At 42.1% G+C, this 17985-nt stretch carries 15 protein-coding genes and 1 riboswitch; of the genes, 7 read left to right on the top strand and 8 right to left on the bottom strand.

What is annotated here, in order from left to right; all coding sequences use genetic code 11:
* Positions 1 to 13 precede the first annotated feature (13 nt).
* The 8 genes from THETH_RS02565 to THETH_RS10655 all read right to left on the bottom strand — a co-directional run bounded on the left by THETH_RS02565 (position 14) and on the right by THETH_RS10655 (position 9692).
* Positions 14 to 1171, bottom strand: coding sequence for a type II secretion system protein GspD (locus THETH_RS02565; protein WP_013931821.1), 1158 nt, complete (start codon positions 1169 to 1171; stop codon positions 14 to 16).
* A complete protein-coding gene (locus tag THETH_RS02560) occupies positions 1168 to 2802 on the bottom strand; it encodes a COG1470 family protein (RefSeq protein WP_013931820.1) in 1635 nt (544 codons plus the stop codon). Before THETH_RS02560 ends, THETH_RS02565 begins: the two co-directional genes overlap by 4 nt.
* A gap of 103 nt (positions 2803 to 2905) precedes the next feature.
* Complete coding sequence (locus THETH_RS02555) at positions 2906 to 3589, bottom strand: hypothetical protein (protein WP_013931819.1); 684 nt, start codon at positions 3587 to 3589, stop codon at positions 2906 to 2908.
* A gap of 50 nt (positions 3590 to 3639) precedes the next feature.
* Positions 3640 to 4704, bottom strand: coding sequence for a hypothetical protein (locus THETH_RS02550; RefSeq protein WP_013931818.1), 1065 nt, complete (start codon positions 4702 to 4704; stop codon positions 3640 to 3642).
* Positions 4705 to 5032: 328 nt separating this feature from the next.
* Positions 5033 to 6301, bottom strand: coding sequence for a TrpB-like pyridoxal phosphate-dependent enzyme (locus THETH_RS02545; RefSeq protein ID WP_013931816.1), 1269 nt, complete (start codon positions 6299 to 6301; stop codon positions 5033 to 5035).
* A 277-nt stretch (positions 6302 to 6578) separates the two neighbouring features.
* Complete coding sequence (locus tag THETH_RS10660) at positions 6579 to 7067, bottom strand: transposase (RefSeq protein ID WP_157723296.1); 489 nt, start codon at positions 7065 to 7067, stop codon at positions 6579 to 6581.
* A gap of 289 nt (positions 7068 to 7356) precedes the next feature.
* Positions 7357 to 9060 (bottom strand): methyl-accepting chemotaxis protein, encoded by a 1704-nt coding sequence (locus THETH_RS02535; protein ID WP_013931815.1) that lies wholly within the window; start codon positions 9058 to 9060, stop codon positions 7357 to 7359.
* A gap of 143 nt (positions 9061 to 9203) precedes the next feature.
* Complete coding sequence (locus THETH_RS10655) at positions 9204 to 9692, bottom strand: transposase (protein ID WP_157723296.1); 489 nt, start codon at positions 9690 to 9692, stop codon at positions 9204 to 9206.
* A 350-nt stretch (positions 9693 to 10042) separates the two neighbouring features.
* Between THETH_RS10655 and THETH_RS02525 the strand changes: the two genes are divergently transcribed.
* The 7 genes from THETH_RS02525 to THETH_RS02500 all read left to right on the top strand — a co-directional run bounded on the left by THETH_RS02525 (position 10043) and on the right by THETH_RS02500 (position 17985).
* Positions 10043 to 11554 carry a 2-isopropylmalate synthase gene (locus THETH_RS02525; protein ID WP_013931814.1) on the top strand — a complete coding sequence of 504 codons (1512 nt, stop codon included), beginning with the start codon at positions 10043 to 10045 and terminating at the stop codon, positions 11552 to 11554.
* 8 nt (positions 11555 to 11562) lie between these two features.
* Positions 11563 to 12840 (top strand): 3-isopropylmalate dehydratase large subunit, encoded by a 1278-nt coding sequence (gene leuC / locus THETH_RS02520; protein WP_013931813.1) that lies wholly within the window; start codon positions 11563 to 11565, stop codon positions 12838 to 12840.
* Between the two features lie 2 nt (positions 12841 to 12842).
* The gene (leuD, locus tag THETH_RS02515; RefSeq protein WP_211205287.1) at positions 12843 to 13343 is read left to right on the top strand and encodes a 3-isopropylmalate dehydratase small subunit; all 501 of its coding nucleotides are present in this window, start codon (positions 12843 to 12845) and stop codon (positions 13341 to 13343) included.
* The gene (gene leuB, locus THETH_RS02510) at positions 13340 to 14446 is read left to right on the top strand and encodes a 3-isopropylmalate dehydrogenase (protein WP_013931811.1); all 1107 of its coding nucleotides are present in this window, start codon (positions 13340 to 13342) and stop codon (positions 14444 to 14446) included. The genes leuD and leuB overlap by 4 nt, the downstream gene beginning before the upstream one ends.
* A gap of 382 nt (positions 14447 to 14828) precedes the next feature.
* Positions 14829 to 14889: riboswitch (Fluoride riboswitch) on the top strand.
* A 64-nt stretch (positions 14890 to 14953) separates the two neighbouring features.
* Positions 14954 to 15304, top strand: coding sequence for a hypothetical protein (locus THETH_RS10270; RefSeq protein WP_052295960.1), 351 nt, complete (start codon positions 14954 to 14956; stop codon positions 15302 to 15304).
* Complete coding sequence (locus THETH_RS02505; RefSeq protein ID WP_052295959.1) at positions 15297 to 16520, top strand: MutS-related protein; 1224 nt, start codon at positions 15297 to 15299, stop codon at positions 16518 to 16520. The genes THETH_RS10270 and THETH_RS02505 overlap by 8 nt, the downstream gene beginning before the upstream one ends.
* Positions 16495 to 17985: a MutS-related protein gene (locus THETH_RS02500; protein ID WP_013931810.1), complete on the top strand. Its 1491-nt coding sequence runs from the start codon at positions 16495 to 16497 to the stop codon at positions 17983 to 17985. Before THETH_RS02505 ends, THETH_RS02500 begins: the two co-directional genes overlap by 26 nt.

The raw sequence follows: 17985 nt of genomic DNA, 5'->3' as shown, positions 1-17985 counted from the left end.
TTAAACACCCCAATCACAGAACTTCAGCGCTTACAAAGATCAACATTTCCCTCTTGCCCTCAGCCTCCGATTTGACACCAAAAAGGTATCTCAGCAAAGGTATACTCTTGAACAAAGGCAATCCAACATAACTATCACTGCTACTTTCAACTGTCATGCCACTTATCACCAAGGTTTGTCCACTTTGCATCCTCAAGGTTGTTGAAAGTTCGCTTCTCTTTGTGGACAAAGCGGTTGTCGTTCTTGCCTGTGCAAAGTGGCTTACACTCGGTGCAACGGTTAGCTCTATCTCGTCTTCGTTGACAACCCGTGCGCTGATGTCTATCCCAACTCCAACATCAACCGTCTGTGTTGTTACTGCAGCAGCTGCAGTTTCAATGAGTATTATCTCCCTTTGACCTATGAAAAGCTTTGCGGGTCTGTTTTCCTGAACGATTATCCATGGATCTGCCTTGATCTTTGCTTTTTGCTCTTCTTCAAAAGCCTTTATCGTTGCAACAATGGTTCCAAACATGTCAGTTCTGAAAGAAAGGGTTCCCGAAACAAGGCCAAGGGATGCTGTCCAGTCTTCGTTGAACTGCTGATTTGCGCCAAATTGATAGCCAATCTGATCAAATCCAAGGTCTTTGACAACTGATTCGGACACTTCGGTCACAAGGACGCTAATTTTTATCTGTTTCGGCGGCAAATCAATTCTCTCAAGATCTTCCTTGAATCTCTCGACGATCTCCCTTGGTGCTGAGATTGTAATCAAGTTGTTCACTGCGTCAAATTTTACAAATGGTTCATAGAAGGCAGGTAGCAAATTTTTAACAGAATCCACCTTCACGTACTTTGGCTTGAACGAAACAGTGTCCGCAAGGTATCTGAAAGCTGGGTTCTTTGGATCTGGTGAACCGACGAAGTAAAAACCGTCGACTTTTATAAAAACATATCCCCCTGGCATCAAAAGCATCTTCAGAGCCTTCTCCAAAGGCACATTGTCAAACTCCGCTGTTATAAAGCCGCTGACAGTTTGATCAACGATTATTGGAACCCCGGTTTGTGCCGAGATGTCAGCCAGCGCATCGAGTATGTAGGTGTCGAAGAATATGTTCGTGACAAGCGGTTCTTCTTGTGCGAACATCAAAATTCCAAGCATACAAACAAGAACTATCGTCAACCTTTTCATTGTTCTTCACCTCCAGCCAGTTTGAATCTCTTTCGGACCTCAAGAGATTTCTCAGTTCCATAGGTAATCCTTGCAACAACCTCGTATTCACCTGGTGAAGCAGGAAATGGAATCTGAACACCGAAAATTCTCTCTTCACCTGGAAGAATCGGAACTTCACCTGAATAAGTTGCGGTGGCGATTGTCTGTGTTGTTGATGGTATGATCATGCCGTTTTCTTCACGTTCTGGAATGATTCTCAGGATTCCGAGAGTTACAGATGGAATTGCATGGTAATTGCCTGTGTTCTTCAAGTACACGTCCACGTCCAAGCTGCTTTCGGTAATCTCTGTAACCGCAAGATCGCCAACAAGTTCTTGATTTATCTTATCCTCTGAGCCAACGTAAACAAGCAGGTTCAAACCATACTCTGATTTTACGGCCTCGGTTTTTGCTGTAAAAATAACATCGTAGTAATATCCACCTTCTCGAATGTCCTTCGGCGGACTTACCATTACTCGTATTCTTCTTGACTGGCCAGGTTTCAATTGAAAAGAACCTGGTGAAACGCTGATCCAATCTGGGGCCTTTGATCTTTCTTCCAGTGGTAGCAAATCGCCCAAAATGTCGTATTTAAGTGTGTAAATATCCGCAGTTACATCCAAAGACACTTTGCTGTTGTTTACAACCTCGACTGTTGCGCTTCTTGTTGAACCACCTATTGATTTTATTTCAACGTTCCCTGGTTCTACGTAGAGCAAAACAACCTCGGCTGGAGATATTTCCTTTACTTGTAGTTCTTCACCTGAGACGGTCATAGTTGTTTCAAGAATAGTTGGTCTGTGACCTCCATAGCTTAAGATAATTCTCACGTTGTAATTGCCAGGTTGAAGTTGCCTACCAGTTATAGTCGGAAGTTTGACGGTCGTACCAGGTAAAACTGTACCCGTTGCAATAGGATATTTTGCAACGACTCTGCCGGTTTGAGATTTTATGTTTATCTCGCCCGACACGTTGACATAGATGTTGCCATTGTTTAAGACACTTACCATGTAAAGGGTTGCATTTGTACCAACAACTTCTTTATATGCATGAAATTCTGGAATATCCGCGATTTTTGCCACCTCAAAGTTGATAACGTGTGCTTCTAGTTTCTTTCTAATTCCCTCGATCGTCAGTTCTAAAAAACTTGGTATCTGATATTTGAACTGATACGCAAACCTGGTAGCATCTTCCTGTGAAGTCGTGCCTTCTTGATAAGGTGGTAAAAGTGTTAGAACTATGGAAGCATATCTTCCACCTTGCACACCTCGGGGTATAGAAACTTCGACTGTGATTTTTCTTGTAGAAGATGGTGGTATCCTCAACTTATTTGGTTCAACTTTTATCCACTTTGCGGCTGAATAACTTGTTGAACCTGCTGGAGCTATTTGGTATGATCCATAAGTGCTTTGTATCACATCTTGTACTGAAACTTCAACATCTATTGGGTTCAACGGATCAGCATTTTCGATGAACAGATCGTAACTGATTTTATCCCCAGCAAAAGCAGTTTTTCTTACAATAATTGGATCAAACCTCACATTGAAAGTTCCCTGACCCAAATAAACCAAAGCTGCCAAAATAAAAATGATTAAAAACAACTTTTTCATCTGACTCGCTCCTTTCTCTAACAACAGCGGGGGATATAGCCCCCCGCTGTTATTCATACTTTTAGTTCACCAAAGCGCTAAGGTGTCAAAAAGTTTCTTAGTCTTATTGACCAAGGTAGGAATAATCAGACTTGAAGTTTCCAGTCTCTGGATCGATCCATGGCTTAATTGTCTGCAGCGTAAGAGTAATTGTTCCAGTTGCACTATACTCGCACGCGGAGTTACATTCTACAACATTGATTTTGTTCCACAGTTTTATTGCATATCCCGCATGTAAAGTATTGCTATCTGGCACTGTGAATTCATAGTCAATTGGCGCAGGCAACCAATATGCTACATTGCCTGGGCTTTGAGCAGCAAAATCTGCTCCGTACCAAGATTCAATTGTACTGTTTGTGTTAGGATTTCCACCTGTGATATTTCCCATCACTACTTTTACCTTAACAGGTCCGTTGCTCTTAAGGTTTGCTGTGATGCAGTCGGCAACATACATGCCAGGTTTTCTCACATACCATTTCCACTTAGAAGCGGTTAGTGACCACTCAATCCACTGGGCAACGCTGACATCCACACCGACGTTGATATTCCAAGTTTGTTTGTTGCACTCACCACTTTGCATACCTGTGCTAAATGCCCAAGCATCTGCGTCAGTTCCAAATCCCAAGAAGTCCCACTCGTTGTTTTCTCCATCCCACTTCCAAACTTCTAGTTGGTTCGGCAATCCTTGAGCTACAGCAAGTGCTGCAACTGCTAATGTTACCGCGATGACGATAAGCAATTTCCTCATAAAAAGACCCTCCTTTTTCACCCCATCTAGGGGCGAGATTGTGGTTCAAATTACTTGATAATTTGTGATTTCACCATAACAACTGCGAAAGATATTGTTCCAACGCTGAAATAAATGCATGCCGGTTGACCTTGAAGAATCACCCTGTGGTACATGCTGAACGTTGAAGTTCCTGGTTCAAGAGTTTTCGTAATGCTGTTTAAATCTGACGGTGTAATCCAGTTCCCAAGACCGTCGAATGCAAAGTACGTCCGCAAAGAAACTCCTGCTGCGTTGATAGGGTTATCAAAATCTTTGAAGGTAATCACAACTGGATAGTTGCTGATAACATTTACGTCGAACGCTTTTGTTGCGTAATCTCCTGGTTTTCTCAAAAACCAAGCAAGATTCGTTGCAGAGATGCTTACAGAGAAACAGCCTGTGATTTCCGATCCAGCCCATGCAGTTTCGTTTTGGTTACCCTTCTTAACGCTCAGATGAAGAAGAATGTAGATTGGCTCTCCTTGCTGAGGTGAAAAACTGCATTTGCTTTGAACCTCTGCAAGCGGAATTTGATAAGTGTACGTGGTGACGTTTGGTGAATGGTTTGTCTTGAACGGAAACTGTCCCGGGACTGGATTGTACGAGTCATCTGGCTCGTTTTGAAGAAAATTCAGATGTGATTGATTTGCAAGCCAGCCGTTGGTAAGCTCAAACTTAATGTAGATCCTTGCTGTGTCATTCCAGACCATAACTGTACCAATGTTGATGTTCTGACCCGCAAGAATTTGGTAACTACGTTCCTGTGAACTGTCAGTCACGGTGTAGGTCATGTAGTAGTACCAACGTGCCTTTGTCGTCAAAGAAATCGATTTGGTTTCCAAGACTGAAGACGGTTCGATGGCAACGGTTCCCTGAAGTGGAATTACCGTTGATGCAGCCGAAGACGAACCTTGTAATGGTTGCGTCACCAGATTAAGCGACGCATCTTCCCCATCCACCATTTTCCAAAGACCCGTTGTTGAATCGTATCTGTAAACAGTTTGAGCATTTGATACATTGAAAACGGTTATGAGGACGAAAGTAACGAGAAGCTTTATTAACAACCTTTTACATGTTTTTCTATCTGACAACATCCCCACAACCTCCTGGTTAATACAATACGAATGACAATGAAAATTCGTTGAAAAAGCATCAGAGAATTTGCTGATAATCCGCTGAAAATCTGCTGAAATTCCGTGGTGGTTACGGGAGAATGCACAAAAAAAGTTTGTCTCGGTGAACTCATATAGCCGGTGTGAACTATACCCATCCCCATAACCTCCTGGCTTTAGGATATCTATGCAAATGAAAATTCCCTGGAAAATCACTATGGAATTTGCTCAAAACTCTCTGAAAATTCTTTGGGGTTTCCAGACGAAGGGATTTATAAAGATGGGAAAAGTGACCGGGCAAAATGCCCGATCACACGTATGCAGAAAGATCAAACAATCCGTGACCACTAAGGTTGAAGACTATGACTTTTTCAACTTTTTCTTCCTTTGCTTTCTTTGCTTCCCTTATTGCACCTGCTATCGCATAGGAACTTTCAGGGGCTGGAACTATTCCCTCAAATTTTGCGAAAGTCTTTGCGGCTTCAAAAGCCTCATCTTGATCAAACGCGATCGCTTCGATCAAGCCTTCGTGTAAAAGCTTTGAAACAATTGGTGCTGCTCCGTGGTACCTTAGTCCACCTGCGTGGATCTTCGGTGGGATAAAGTCTTTTCCAAGGGTGTACATCTTAAGCAAAGGAGTCATACCTGCAGTATCACCATAGTCGTAATCGTATCTTCCCTTGGTCAAAGATGGACAAGCGGTCGGTTCACAAGCAACGATTTTTATTGGTTTTCCCGAAAGTTTGTCTGGTATGAAAGGAAGAACCGTTCCACCGAAGTTCGATCCTCCACCGTGACAACCAAGGATTACGTCCGGTTCTTCACCAAGGATTTTCAACTGTTTTTTGATCTCAAGACCAATAACCGTTTGATGCAAAAGCACATGGTTCAAAACACTTCCAAGAGAATACTTTGCTTTTGGATCAGACAATACAGTTTCGATTGCTTCGCTTATGGCTATTCCCAGGCTTCCTGGCATTTCTCCATTTTTTTCCAAAAGAGATCTTCCAAAGCTAGTTCTGTCGCTGGGACTTGGAACAACATCCCCACCGTAAAGCTTCATCAAATACTTTCTCATAGGCTTTTGCTCGTAGCTTATCCTGACCATGAAAACATCGACTTTCAAACCAAATTTTGCGCCCGCATAACACAAAGCACTTCCCCACTGACCAGCACCTGTTTCAGTAACAAGTCTTTCAGTACCGCAGATTTTGTTGTAGTAAGCTTGAGCTAAGGCAGTGTTGGTTTTGTGACTCCCAGTTGGACTTACTCCTTCGTACTTGTAATAGATTCTTGCAGGAGTTTGAAGGTACTCTTCTAAGTAGGTTGCACGATAAAGTGGAGTTGGCCTGTAAACTGCATATTCCTTCAGCACTGGTTCTGGAATAGGTATTTCCCTTTTGTCAGAGATTTCCTGTTCTACCAGCGCAGGCGGGAAGATAGCTGTCAAAGCCTCTGGAGGCATAGGTTTCCTTGTCTTTGGATCGAGCGGTGGATCGAGTTTGAACGGAAGATCTGCAAGAACATTGTACCAGCACCTTGGAATCTCCTCACACTTCAAATCAACCCTAATTCTCACAAATACCCCTCCTTTTTGTAATAAAAAAAGGGGCTCTCTTTTTCAAGAGAGCCCCAATTCGGCGTAAAATCAACAGTAAGTGGTCACTACCCCGCCGAATTGGGGCAGCACCACCACCATTGAATTTTCGTGAATAACAAAGCATCGAGTGACATTACCGTCAGGTTGAGCAAGCCAAAACACCTCTTTGAGATAACCATACTCCTGTTAACATTTTTTGTCAAGTACCACTGGGAGTCTGTTCGAAAAATCAGGAATACACTTATTGTCCTGGCATTCAAAGTGCTTCAAGCTTCTCTCGACAAAAATATACCCTCCTAATAAACAACAACAAAAATATTACCTTTACCCAGTTGTACAGTATCATCTTCACCCATATCCTCTTCTTCGCCATCTGCATGCTCTTTGTACCTTCACATCTGCCATACGCATTCTTTATCTTCCCTATCACTTGCTCAACTACATACCTCTCCTTGTACTTCTCCCTGTTGGTTTCGTACATCTCTTTCACCTTACCCCTCAAAGGATTCCTAACCTTCGTGTGCAATGTATCCCTCACCGGAACCAGCACAAGTTCCGCCCGCTCAAGTAATCTCCCCAGTAGCTCCACACTCATCCTGTAAAGTGCATCCCCTATCACACATCCAGCCTTTACCCACGTCCTCTCCATCAATCCCAACAAAAGTTTCCTCTCGTCACTGTATGCTGGTCCCATCCTTACCCCTACAAGTATTGCTTCCCCTTTTTCTTCCTTCCCCTCATCCAACTCAGCCTTTGCTTGTCATCGTATCCAAAGCCTGTTCCATCTACTACTATCTGCTCAAGCTTTTCACCTATCAATAATGAAGCGTTGAAATCGCAGGCATCTTAATAAGTTGCAGTAAACTCTTAATCATCTTCACGGATAATCTTTTCAGTGAATATTTTCTCCTCATACAGAGTCTTCCTTCCTTCGGTGAAGTGTTTTTAAGGATTATATCTCATCTTCGGAATATTCAAGCCCTTTTTTCGAACACACTCAATCAGGGAAAGCGAATTAAAATAATGCGACTTCTTCAAATTTTGAACTTAGAAATCAGTTTGTTCATACTTTCAACACATCTCTGAAGTTCAAGGCTTGATTTCGCCAAAGTTTCTGCGGATTTCTCAATGCCATTAAGCTCATCCTTTATCCTTTCAATTTTTTCAACTTGGTTTACAAGTGTTTTGGATGAAGAATCGACAGCTGAGGCTATCTCCTCCGTAGCTGCACTTTGCTCTTCTGCTGCCGCCGTAGTTGTCTCTATCATCTGGGCCACTTTTTGAATAAGGCCTGTTATGTTTTTCAAATATTCACTTATTCTTGTCGCAGCTTCCCCACTTTCTTTTATCGAAACAACAGTTTTCTCCGTACTTGTGCTAACTTCTCTTGTTTGGTCTTGAATTTGCTTCAAGATATTCGCTATTCTTCCGGTTGCCTGCTTGCTTTCTTCAGCGAGTTTTCTTATTTCATCGGCGACAACTGCAAATCCTCTTCCAGCCTCTCCTGCTCTTGCAGCTTCTATAGCCGCATTGAGAGCTAAAAGATTTGTCTGCTCTGCTATGCTATTTATGGCTTCAACTATCTCCCCAATGTTTTGGGCGTTCTCAGCAAGCTTCTTGACTGTTTCAAAAGCTTTCTGAACCTCTTGATATGTTCTTTCGAAGCTCTTTGAGACTTCTTCAATCATACTTACACTCGTCTCAGCAGAGTTTTTCATATTCCCTGCCGCTGCCGAAAGTTCTTGAGTTGCCTTCGAAACATTCTGAGCCGAGGCGGCAATTTCTTCCACACTTGAATTGACTTGCTCCAAAGAAGCTGATATGTTTTGAATATCACCTGCGGTTAGTTCAAACTGTTTATTTACGGTTCCAATTGCAGCCTTCACTTTCTCAGAAAAAGCCGAAAGCTCAGATGAGTTCTTGCTGACAGTCATATTCACTGCGGAAATTTCAGACAACGTATTCCTCAGTTTTTCAACCATAGAGTTCAAAGCTGAAGATATCCTCCCAAATTCATCTTTCCTCTTTACATTAACTCTAACACTTAAATCGCCTTCAGCTATCTTCTCGGTTGCAAGCATAACTTTGCTTGCTACTTTTCCTATGCCTCGAGAAATTAGAAATGTGAGAGCCATCATGACTAAAAGAACAATTAAAAATGATATTATAACTGGTATCATCGCTTTGAGGACAGCTTGGTTTACATCGGGCAGATAAACCCCTGTACCAACCATTAGATTTAGGGGCGCAAACCATTTTGCATACGAGTATTTCGGCTCAACCTTTCCATTCTTTGCTGGATTAGGCCACATGTAGGTGTAGAAAATTTCACCCTTAGCCTTTGAACCGTCAACCAGATCCCTTATGACATATTTACCGTTTGGATCCTGTAAATCCCTCAAATCTTTTCCTATATTCGCAGAATTTGGGGTGTAAATCTGTACATAGTTCTCGTACAAGAAAATATAATTTCCACCGTCATATCGCATCTTGTCCAAAGATTTCTGAAGTTGCGCAAAAAGTTCCTTTCTCTCTATCTCTCCGTTTTGCAGTTTCGAATACAGAAACTCAATGTATCCGTAAGCTTGTTCAACTAAACTCTTGACTCCCCAGAGTCTGTTTTCCAAAATGCTATTTTTTGTGTTAAAGTAAGTAACTATCATGAAGGCTGAAGTCATGGCTAGCACGAGGATTAACGCAATCATGAAAATAAGTCTTGAAAGGCTTTTAAAACCCATAAACCAAACCTCCTTTTGATGATAAATGTGAATTTGTGTGAAACTATTAACATTGTGTAACTAATTATACTTTGTCGCTTTCTCTTTGTCAATATTTTGTGAGTCTGTTCGAAAAATCAGGAATACACTTATTGTCCTGGCATTCAAAGTGCTTCAAGCTTCTCTCGACAAAAATATACCCTCCTAATAAACAACAACAAAAATATTACCTTTACCCAGTTGTACAGTATCATCTTCACCCATATCCTCTTCTTCGCCATCTGCATGCTCTTTGTACCTTCACATCTGCCATACGCATTCTTTATCTTCCCTATCACTTGCTCAACTACATACCTCTCCTTGTACTTCTCCCTGTTGGTTTCGTACATCTCTTTCACCTTACCCCTCAAAGGATTCCTAACCTTCGTGTGCAATGTATCCCTCACCGGAACCAGCACAAGTTCCGCCCGCTCAAGTAATCTCCCCAGTAGCTCCACACTCATCCTGTAAAGTGCATCCCCTATCACACATCCAGCCTTTACCCACGTCCTCTCCATCAATCCCAACAAAAGTTTCCTCTCGTCACTGTATGCTGGTCCCATCCTTACCCCTACAAGTATTGCTTCCCCTTTTTCTTCCTTCCCCTCATCCAACTCAGCCTTTGCTTGTCATCGTATCCAAAGCCTGTTCCATCTACTACTATCTGCTCAAGCTTTTCACCTATCAATAATGAAGCGTTGAAATCGCAGGCATCTTAATAAGTTGCAGTAAACTCTTAATCATCTTCACGGATAATCTTTTCAGTGAATATTTTCTCCTCATACAGAGTCTTCCTTCCTTCGGTGAAGTGTTTTTAAGGATTATATCTCATCTTCGGAATATTCAAGCCCTTTTTTCGAACACACTCAGTTAATTTTGCCAAATGGTGAATTTTGCACTTTACATCTTCACATACGTGTGATATCATTTGTTTCAAACAACCTTCTCGAATGGGGTGGGGAAGATGGAAAAAGTCTACATTTTCGACACAACTTTGCGGGATGGTGAACAAACGCCTGGTGTAAGTTTGAACGTCGAAGAAAAATTGGAAATAGCAAAACAATTGGCAAAGTTAAACGTGGACGTCATTGAAGCGGGTTTTCCCATTTCTTCACCCGGAGAATTTCAAGCTGTAAAGACTATAGCAGAAAACGTGAAAGGTCCAGTCATTGCGGCGCTTGCCAGGGCTGTTTTCAAAGATATCGACGCGGCTTGGGAAGCTTTAAAAAATGCAGAATCTCCACGAATTCACACTTTTATTGCCACTTCAAACATCCATATGGAAAAAAAGCTTAAAAAAAGCAAAGAAGAAGTGATTGAACAAGCCGTTCAAGCCGTAAAATACGCGAAAAGATACTGTTCTGATGTTGAATTCTCCGCCGAAGATGCGACAAGAAGTGATTTTGAATTTCTGTGCAAAGTTTTTTCGGCTGTCATTGAAGCGGGCGCCACAGTTATAAACGTTCCTGACACCGTTGGATATGCTCTCCCATGGGAATTCGGTGAGCTAATTCGAAAGTTGAAAGAGAATGTGAAAGGTATGGATAAGGTGATTCTAAGCGTTCACTGCCACAACGATCTTGGTCTTGCTGTTGCAAATTCACTTTTTGCTGTGATGAACGGGGCAGATCAAGTTGAATGCACGATAAACGGACTTGGCGAAAGGGCAGGAAACGCTGCGTTGGAAGAAATCGTAATGGCTTTAAAAGTGAGAAAAATCGGCAAAGACACTAATGTAAACACCAAAGAAATATACAAAACAAGTAAGTTGGTAAGTTCTTTAACCGGTGTGCCCGTTCAACCAAACAAAGCTATTGTTGGAGCAAATGCATTTGCCCATGAATCTGGGATTCACCAGCATGGTGTTATCGAAGATCCATCCACCTATGAAATAATGTCCCCAGAATGGATAGGATTGACTGGAAGCAGAATAGTTTTAGGAAAGCACTCAGGTAGACACGCTTTTGAAAAAAGGCTTAGAGAGCTTGGATACGAACTTTCAAAGGAAGAACTTGAGAAGGCGTTCGCCAAATTCAAGGAACTTGCTGACAAGAAAAAGGAAATTACCGACAAAGACCTTGAAGCCATTTTGACCAACGCTTTCACTCAAAGGGAAGAATATTTGAAGTTAAAGCACATGCAAGTTTTCAGCGGAGCAGGCTTGATTCCTGTGGCCACCGTGATTGTTCAAATAAAAGGTGAAGAAGTGATGAGCACATCAACGGGAAATGGGCCAGTTGATGCCGTTTACAAGGCGATAGCAAGAGCAGTTAAGGTACCACACACACTTTTGGATTTTTCATTGCATTCGGTTGGGTCTGGAACTGATGCACTTGGAGAATCCATCGTCAAAATCGCAGATAATCAAGGAAATGTTGTGATAGGAAGAGCGATAAGTACCGATGTGGTTGAAGCCAGTGCTTTGGCTTACATAAGAGGTTTGAACAATTTGCTCAGCCACCAGCAGGGAGGTTGAAAATCAAAATGGGTTACACAATAACCGAAAAGATTTTGCTAAAGCATTCTGACAAAAAAGAAATATTCCCAGGCGATTTGATCTTCGTAAAAGTTGACCTTGTTCTTGCAAACGATATAACTGCTCCGCTTGCCATAAAAGAGTTCAAAAAAATTGGTGTTGAAAAAGTTTTTGATCCAGAGAAAATAGCTTTGGTTCCAGATCACTCGACGCCAAACAAAGATATCAAATCGGCAGAACAGGCAAAGATTACAAGACTTTTTGCAAAAGAGCAAAACATAAGGTATTACTACGAGGTTGGCAGAGCTGGGATAGCGCATGTTCTTTTGCCAGACGAAGGTTTGATAGCTCCTGGTGATTGTGTTGTTGGGGCAGATTCGCACACCTGCACTTATGGTGCCTTAGGAGCCTTTTCAACTGGGATTGGAAGCACGGATGCCGCGTATGCCATGGCTTTTGGTGAAGTGTGGTTGAAAGTACCAGAAACTGTAAAGTTCATCTACTATGGAAAGTTACCAAAGTGGGTAGGGGGAAAAGATTTAATCCTTTACACAATAGGAAAAATCGGTGTAGATGGTGCACGATACATGGCAATGGAATTTGCTGGTGAAGCCATCAAAAACCTTGGTATGGCAGATAGATTCACAATGTGCAACATGGCTGTGGAAGCTGGTGCAAAAAACGGGATAATCGAACCTGATGAAATAACACTGGAGTACCTCAAGAAAAGGGTTAAAAGGAAATACGAACTGATTTTTAGCGACAAAGATGCAAATTACAAAGAAGTTTACGAGTGGGACGTCTCGAAACTCGAACCGATGGTTGCATTTCCACATTTACCCAGCAACGTTTATCCAGTTTCGGAAGCTGCAAGCAAAAACATAACGCTAGATCAAGTTTACATAGGCTCTTGCACCAACGGAAGACTTGAGGATTTGAGAATCGCGGCAAAAATTTTAAAGGGTCACAAGGTCAATCCCAACTTGAGGCTCATAATAACCCCAGCCACACCCGAGATCTACCTTCAAGCTTTGAAAGAGGGTTTGATAGAAATCTTTCTGGAAGCCGGTGCCACAATCACACCACCCAGCTGTGGACCATGTCTTGGAGGACACCTTGGAGTGCTTGCCGAAGGAGAAAAAGCTTTAAGCACAACCAACAGAAACTTCGTCGGAAGAATGGGGCATCCCAAAAGCGAAGTATACCTTGCAAACCCTGCTGTTGCAGCAGCCTCAGCAATCCTTGGAAGAATCGCTGCGCCGTGGGAAGTGGAGGTGAAAGAATGACGATCTACGAAGGAAAAACTTTGAAGTATGGCGACAACATAGACACCGACGTGATAATTCCCGCCAGGTATTTAAACACAACTGATCCAACTGAGCTTGCCCGCCATTGTATGGAGGATCTTGATCCAGATTTCAAAGTCAAAGTTAAAGAAAAAACAATACTCGTGGTTGGTGAAAATTTCGGGTGCGGTTCATCAAGGGAACATGCTCCAATAGCCATCAAAGCTTCCGGCGTAAAGTGCATAATAGCAAAATCCTTTGCAAGGATATTCTACAGAAATGCCATAAACATAGGGCTTGCGATAGTTGAACTTCCTGAAGCAGTTGAAAAAATAAACGAAGGAGATTGGGTGAAAGTTGATCTATCAAATGGACTAGTGGAAAATGCAACAACCGGTGAGGTCTTTAAGATTAAACCTTTCCCTCTTTTGATCCAGGAAATCATAAAAAGGGGAGGACTTTTGAACTTCGCCATGGCAAAGGCTAGAGGTGAGATAAAATGAGTGGTTTCAAAATAGCGGTTTTGCCTGGGGATGGAATAGGACCGGAAGTTGTGAAACAAGGTGTGAAGGTGTTAGAGACAATTGGAAAGCTTTTCCATCACGGTTTTGAAATACAATTTGGTTTGATCGGAGGAGCAGCTTTGGATGAAAAGGGGGTACCGCTACCGGACGAAACTTGGGAATTGTGCCAAAAGGCAGATGCAATTTTGCTTGGGGCAGTTGGAGGACCAAAGTGGGATGATTTACCCTCTCATATGAGACCTGAAAAAGCTCTTTTGAAACTTCGAGAAGGTTTGAAGCTGTTTGCAAACATTCGACCGGTGAAGTTTTATCCGAACTTGGCTTTCAGTTCACCATTGAAAGAAAATTTACTAAAAGGAGTTGATTTGGTCATCGTTCGCGAATTGACAGGGGGACTTTACTTTGGAAAACCAAAAGGAAGGTTTGAAGAAAACGGCAAAGTCTACGCCGTCGACACGATGTATTACACGTACGAAGAAATAGAAAGAATAGCAAAGGTTGCCTTTGAACTTGCAAGAAACAGAAAGAAAAAGGTCACATCCGTTGACAAAGCAAATGTTTTGGAAACTTCTAGGCTTTGGCGAGAAGTTGTTCAAAAAGTTGCAAGCCGTTATCCAGATATAACTTTGGAACACATGTACGTGGATAACTGTGCGATGCAGCTTGTGAAAAATCCTGCTCAGTTTGACGTGATACTCACCGAAAACACCTTTGGAGACATTCTGAGCGACGAAGCAGCGGTTATAACAGGCTCAATTGGGATGTTACCTTCCGCAAGCCTTGGTGAAGGCTTAAAAGGTTTGTACGAACCAATACACGGTTCTGCGCCGGATATAGCGGGGATGAACATTGCAAATCCGCTTGGTACTATTCTTTCTGTGGCATTGCTTTTGAGATATTCTTTAAGACTTGAAAAAGAAGCGAATGCTATAGAAGATGCCGTCGAAAAAGTCATAGCAGATGGATTCATGACAAAGGATCTTTATCTGAACAACCCATCCGCCAAGAAATTGGTTTCAACCGAGGAAATGGGAGATATCGTTGTAGAGTATGTGAAACGTGAATATCACCGTGAAGAGTGAGAGAAAAGATCAACGGCTTGCATGCATTATTTCAAGTTTGAGACCGCAGTCTTTTTATTTATTTAAGGATATAGTATTCCTGCAAAACGGCACGGCAAAACCGACCAAAGGATCCTTTGGTCTATCTTCCATTGACTGCAGTCCGTCAATACAGTATACAGAGTGGAAAAATTTAACATCTGAGGATTGACAGGATGAATTGCCGAGTTCGAGTTGATCGAATAAAGCCAACTCAAGGCAAATGCCAAGATTTGAACGTTGCCGTAGGTCTTTACGCTTTGTTAAGAAGAAAGCAACATAGGATGTACTCGCCTTGCTGAATTGGCAATTGCAGAGCGTTGGTTGATCTGAAGAAAGATCAGGCCTAACCGTTTATGGTAAAATTAATTTGGGCGATGGAGTCCGCCTTTAATAGCCATGAGGCTGATGACTCCTACAGGTTGCGCTCAGCGCACACTTGTAGGAGTTTTTTCTTTTATAAAGCATTTTCACCAAGGTGGTGAAACGATGTTTTACAGCATACTTTTTCAAAATAAAGAACAGGAGATGCTTGTAAATAAGACAGAACCAGAGTGTTTTAAAGATTTGAACTTGGACAAGATCTTCGAACCGATCATAAGAAGAAAAAGGGAGTTTGATTTGCAACGGTTTTTCTACACGAATTTGCAAGATCCAAGTTTGATTGTTTACAGACAGGAGATCATGCGGGAACTTGAAGACAATCAGCTGCGTAAGGTTTTGGGAAGCTTTTCCGAAGAAATGTACAGATTGGATAAGCGGATGGCAGAGATCAGAAAAGCTCTTAGTTCAGAAGAAAGCTACGAAAACAATTATTTGACCCCGTGGATATATGCTTGATTGCGCTGAAACTTACTGCAAGGAAGTGTTGAACCTAACCGATTACCTGACAAAAAGAAGCTTGAAATCACAGGGACTTAAAGCTTTTGCGGAATATTTGTTTTGCTACACCAACTCTGAGCTTTTCAATGGACTCTTAGAATATGTCCAGAAGCTTCGAAAGGATTTTTCAAAGGTAGAATACTGTATGTTCATAAAAAACGGAACGATTCGGGTTAGAAAGTATGAAGGCGAATCAGACTTATCGAATCAGATTCTAGCGCTTTTTGAGAGGTTCAGACAAGGGGATGTGAAGGATTACCGGCAAAAGCTGACTGAGAATCCGGCTGCTGCACACGTTGAAGCTGCGGTGTTAGAGATGCTGTCAAAGCTCTACAAAGAAGTCTTTTCAAGCCTATACGATTTCTGTGAAAAGTATCTAAACTTTCCAGATCCTGCTATCACAAGATTTGCAAGGGAAATTCAGTTCTACCTTTCCTGGCTTGATCTCATTCAGCCTTTAAAAGACGCTGGCTTGCCGTTTTGTTATCCAAAGGTTTCTGAATCAACAGAACATCTGTACGGTTATGACGTTTTTGATCTTGCACTCGCATTTTCAAAGGTTGATAGCACTGTTCCTAACGATTTTGTCTTGAATTATCCTGAAAGAATAATAGTGATCACTGGACCAAACCAGGGAGGCAAAACAACCTTTGCCAGAGCCTTTGGGCAAATACACTGGCTTATGTCAATCGGCGTTTGTGTGCCCGGAACGGATGCGAAGTTGTATCTTTTTGACAACCTATTCACACATTTTCCAAGGGAAGAGGATGTTTCAAATCTCACCGGAAGGTTGCAAGATGAACTTTTGAGATTGCGTGAAATTCTTGAAAAAGCTACAAGCAAAAGCATCGTGGTGATCAATGAAATATTCACTTCGACAACACTTTCGGATGCATTAGCCTTGGGTGAATTGATGATGGATCATATTCTATATATAGGATCAATCGCCGTTGTTGTTACCTTTCTCGACGAACTTGCAACACGTTCTTCTGAAGTCGTCAGCATGGTTGCAACCGTCAGAGATGATGATCCTTCTCAAAGAACCTACAAAATTCTCAGAAAACCACCGGATGGTCTTGCCTATGCCATCCACATAGCGGAAAAATACGGACTGACTTATGAGAAGCTCTCCAGGAGGTTGAAGAGACATGAAAGTTCACCTCATGTTTCCTGACAAAGATTTCGATGCAGAATCTAAGCCTTGTTATGGTAAAGAAATTCTCATCTCAGATCTTGGGTTGGAACAAATCCTTTCAACCATGGCTCAAGGAGATGAAATAATCTACAAAGTCTGTTCCACAGCTTTTTTCAATCCGTTGTCCTGTAAGGAAGAAATACTCTACAGACAGGAAAACCTCAAAGATGCTTTGAAAAACTCTGATTCGGTCAGGGAACTATACAGGATAACCGTAGAAACGGAGCAACGGCGAAGAGAGTCGTGGTACTGGCTTGGATCGGTTTATCTGTCTGCAGTTTATTCGAATGCAGTTGGACTTTTGAAAATATACATCGACATGCTGATGAGATTGAGAAAAATCGCCGACAGCACAATACAAACTTTTCAATCTGATGGATTTCGAAATCTGTTGACAATGATTCAGAAAGAGTTGGATGACGATTACTTTCACAAAGTTCGTTCACTCTTGGATGAACTCAGTGAAGAAGGTATTTTGGTAAGTGCAAAACTTGGCAACTATCTACAAGGTGTCCAATATGTGATGCGAAGGAAAAAGAAAGACAGAGGTTATCTTTTGAAATGGATGTTTGCACCATCTTATACAATAGCACCACGGGACGATGCCGGTGCTATGGATTTGGAAAAACGACGTGCAAGGGCTATAAACCAGCCTGCCAATGCACTGGCTCAAGCTGCGGAACACTTGCAGGCTTTTTTCAACGTGCTTAGGCACGAACTGGCGTTCTACGTTGGCTGTTTAAACATAGCTGATAAACTGAAAGCATTGAACATGCCGATTTGTTTTCCTGAAATACTTCCGATGGATAGCTGGGATCGCTCGTGGAAAGGTCTTTACGATGTCGGTCTTGCGTTGGTTAAAAACAGCAAAGTTGTCGGAAACGATTTTGAAGCAAGAAATAAGAAACTCTATATAATTTCTGGTGCAAACCAAGGCGGTAAAACGACCTTTCTAAGAAGCATTGGACAAGCACAATTGATGGCTCAGTGCGGCATGTTTGTTGGAGCTGAGTCTTTTGCGGTTCCAATTCGAAAGGGTATATACACTCATTTCAAGAAAGAGGAAGATAGAACGATGAAGAGCGGAAGACTCGATGAGGAACTATCCAGGATGAACGAAATCGCAAACCGTATAGAACCTTTCTCGGTTGTTTTGTTCAATGAATCCTTCTTGGCAACGAACGAACGGGAAGGTTCAGAGATTTGCCGACAAATCACAAAGGCTTTGATCGACAACGATGTCGAAGCTTTCTCTGTCACACTTCTTTATCCATTTGTCAAAGCGTTCATTGATGATGAGAGTGCTCAATTTCTGATGGCAGAACGCCTTGATTCCGGCGAAAGAACCTTTAGAATGATTTCTGGAAAACCTGCCGAAACTGCCCATGGTATGAATTTATATCGAAAGATATTTTCCAGCAAGGTGCTAATTAATTCAAGGTGA

Source organism: Pseudothermotoga thermarum DSM 5069 (assembly GCF_000217815.1).
GTDB lineage: Bacteria > Thermotogota > Thermotogae > Thermotogales > DSM-5069 > Pseudothermotoga > Pseudothermotoga thermarum.
This window is presented reverse-complemented; position numbering and strand designations above follow the sequence as displayed.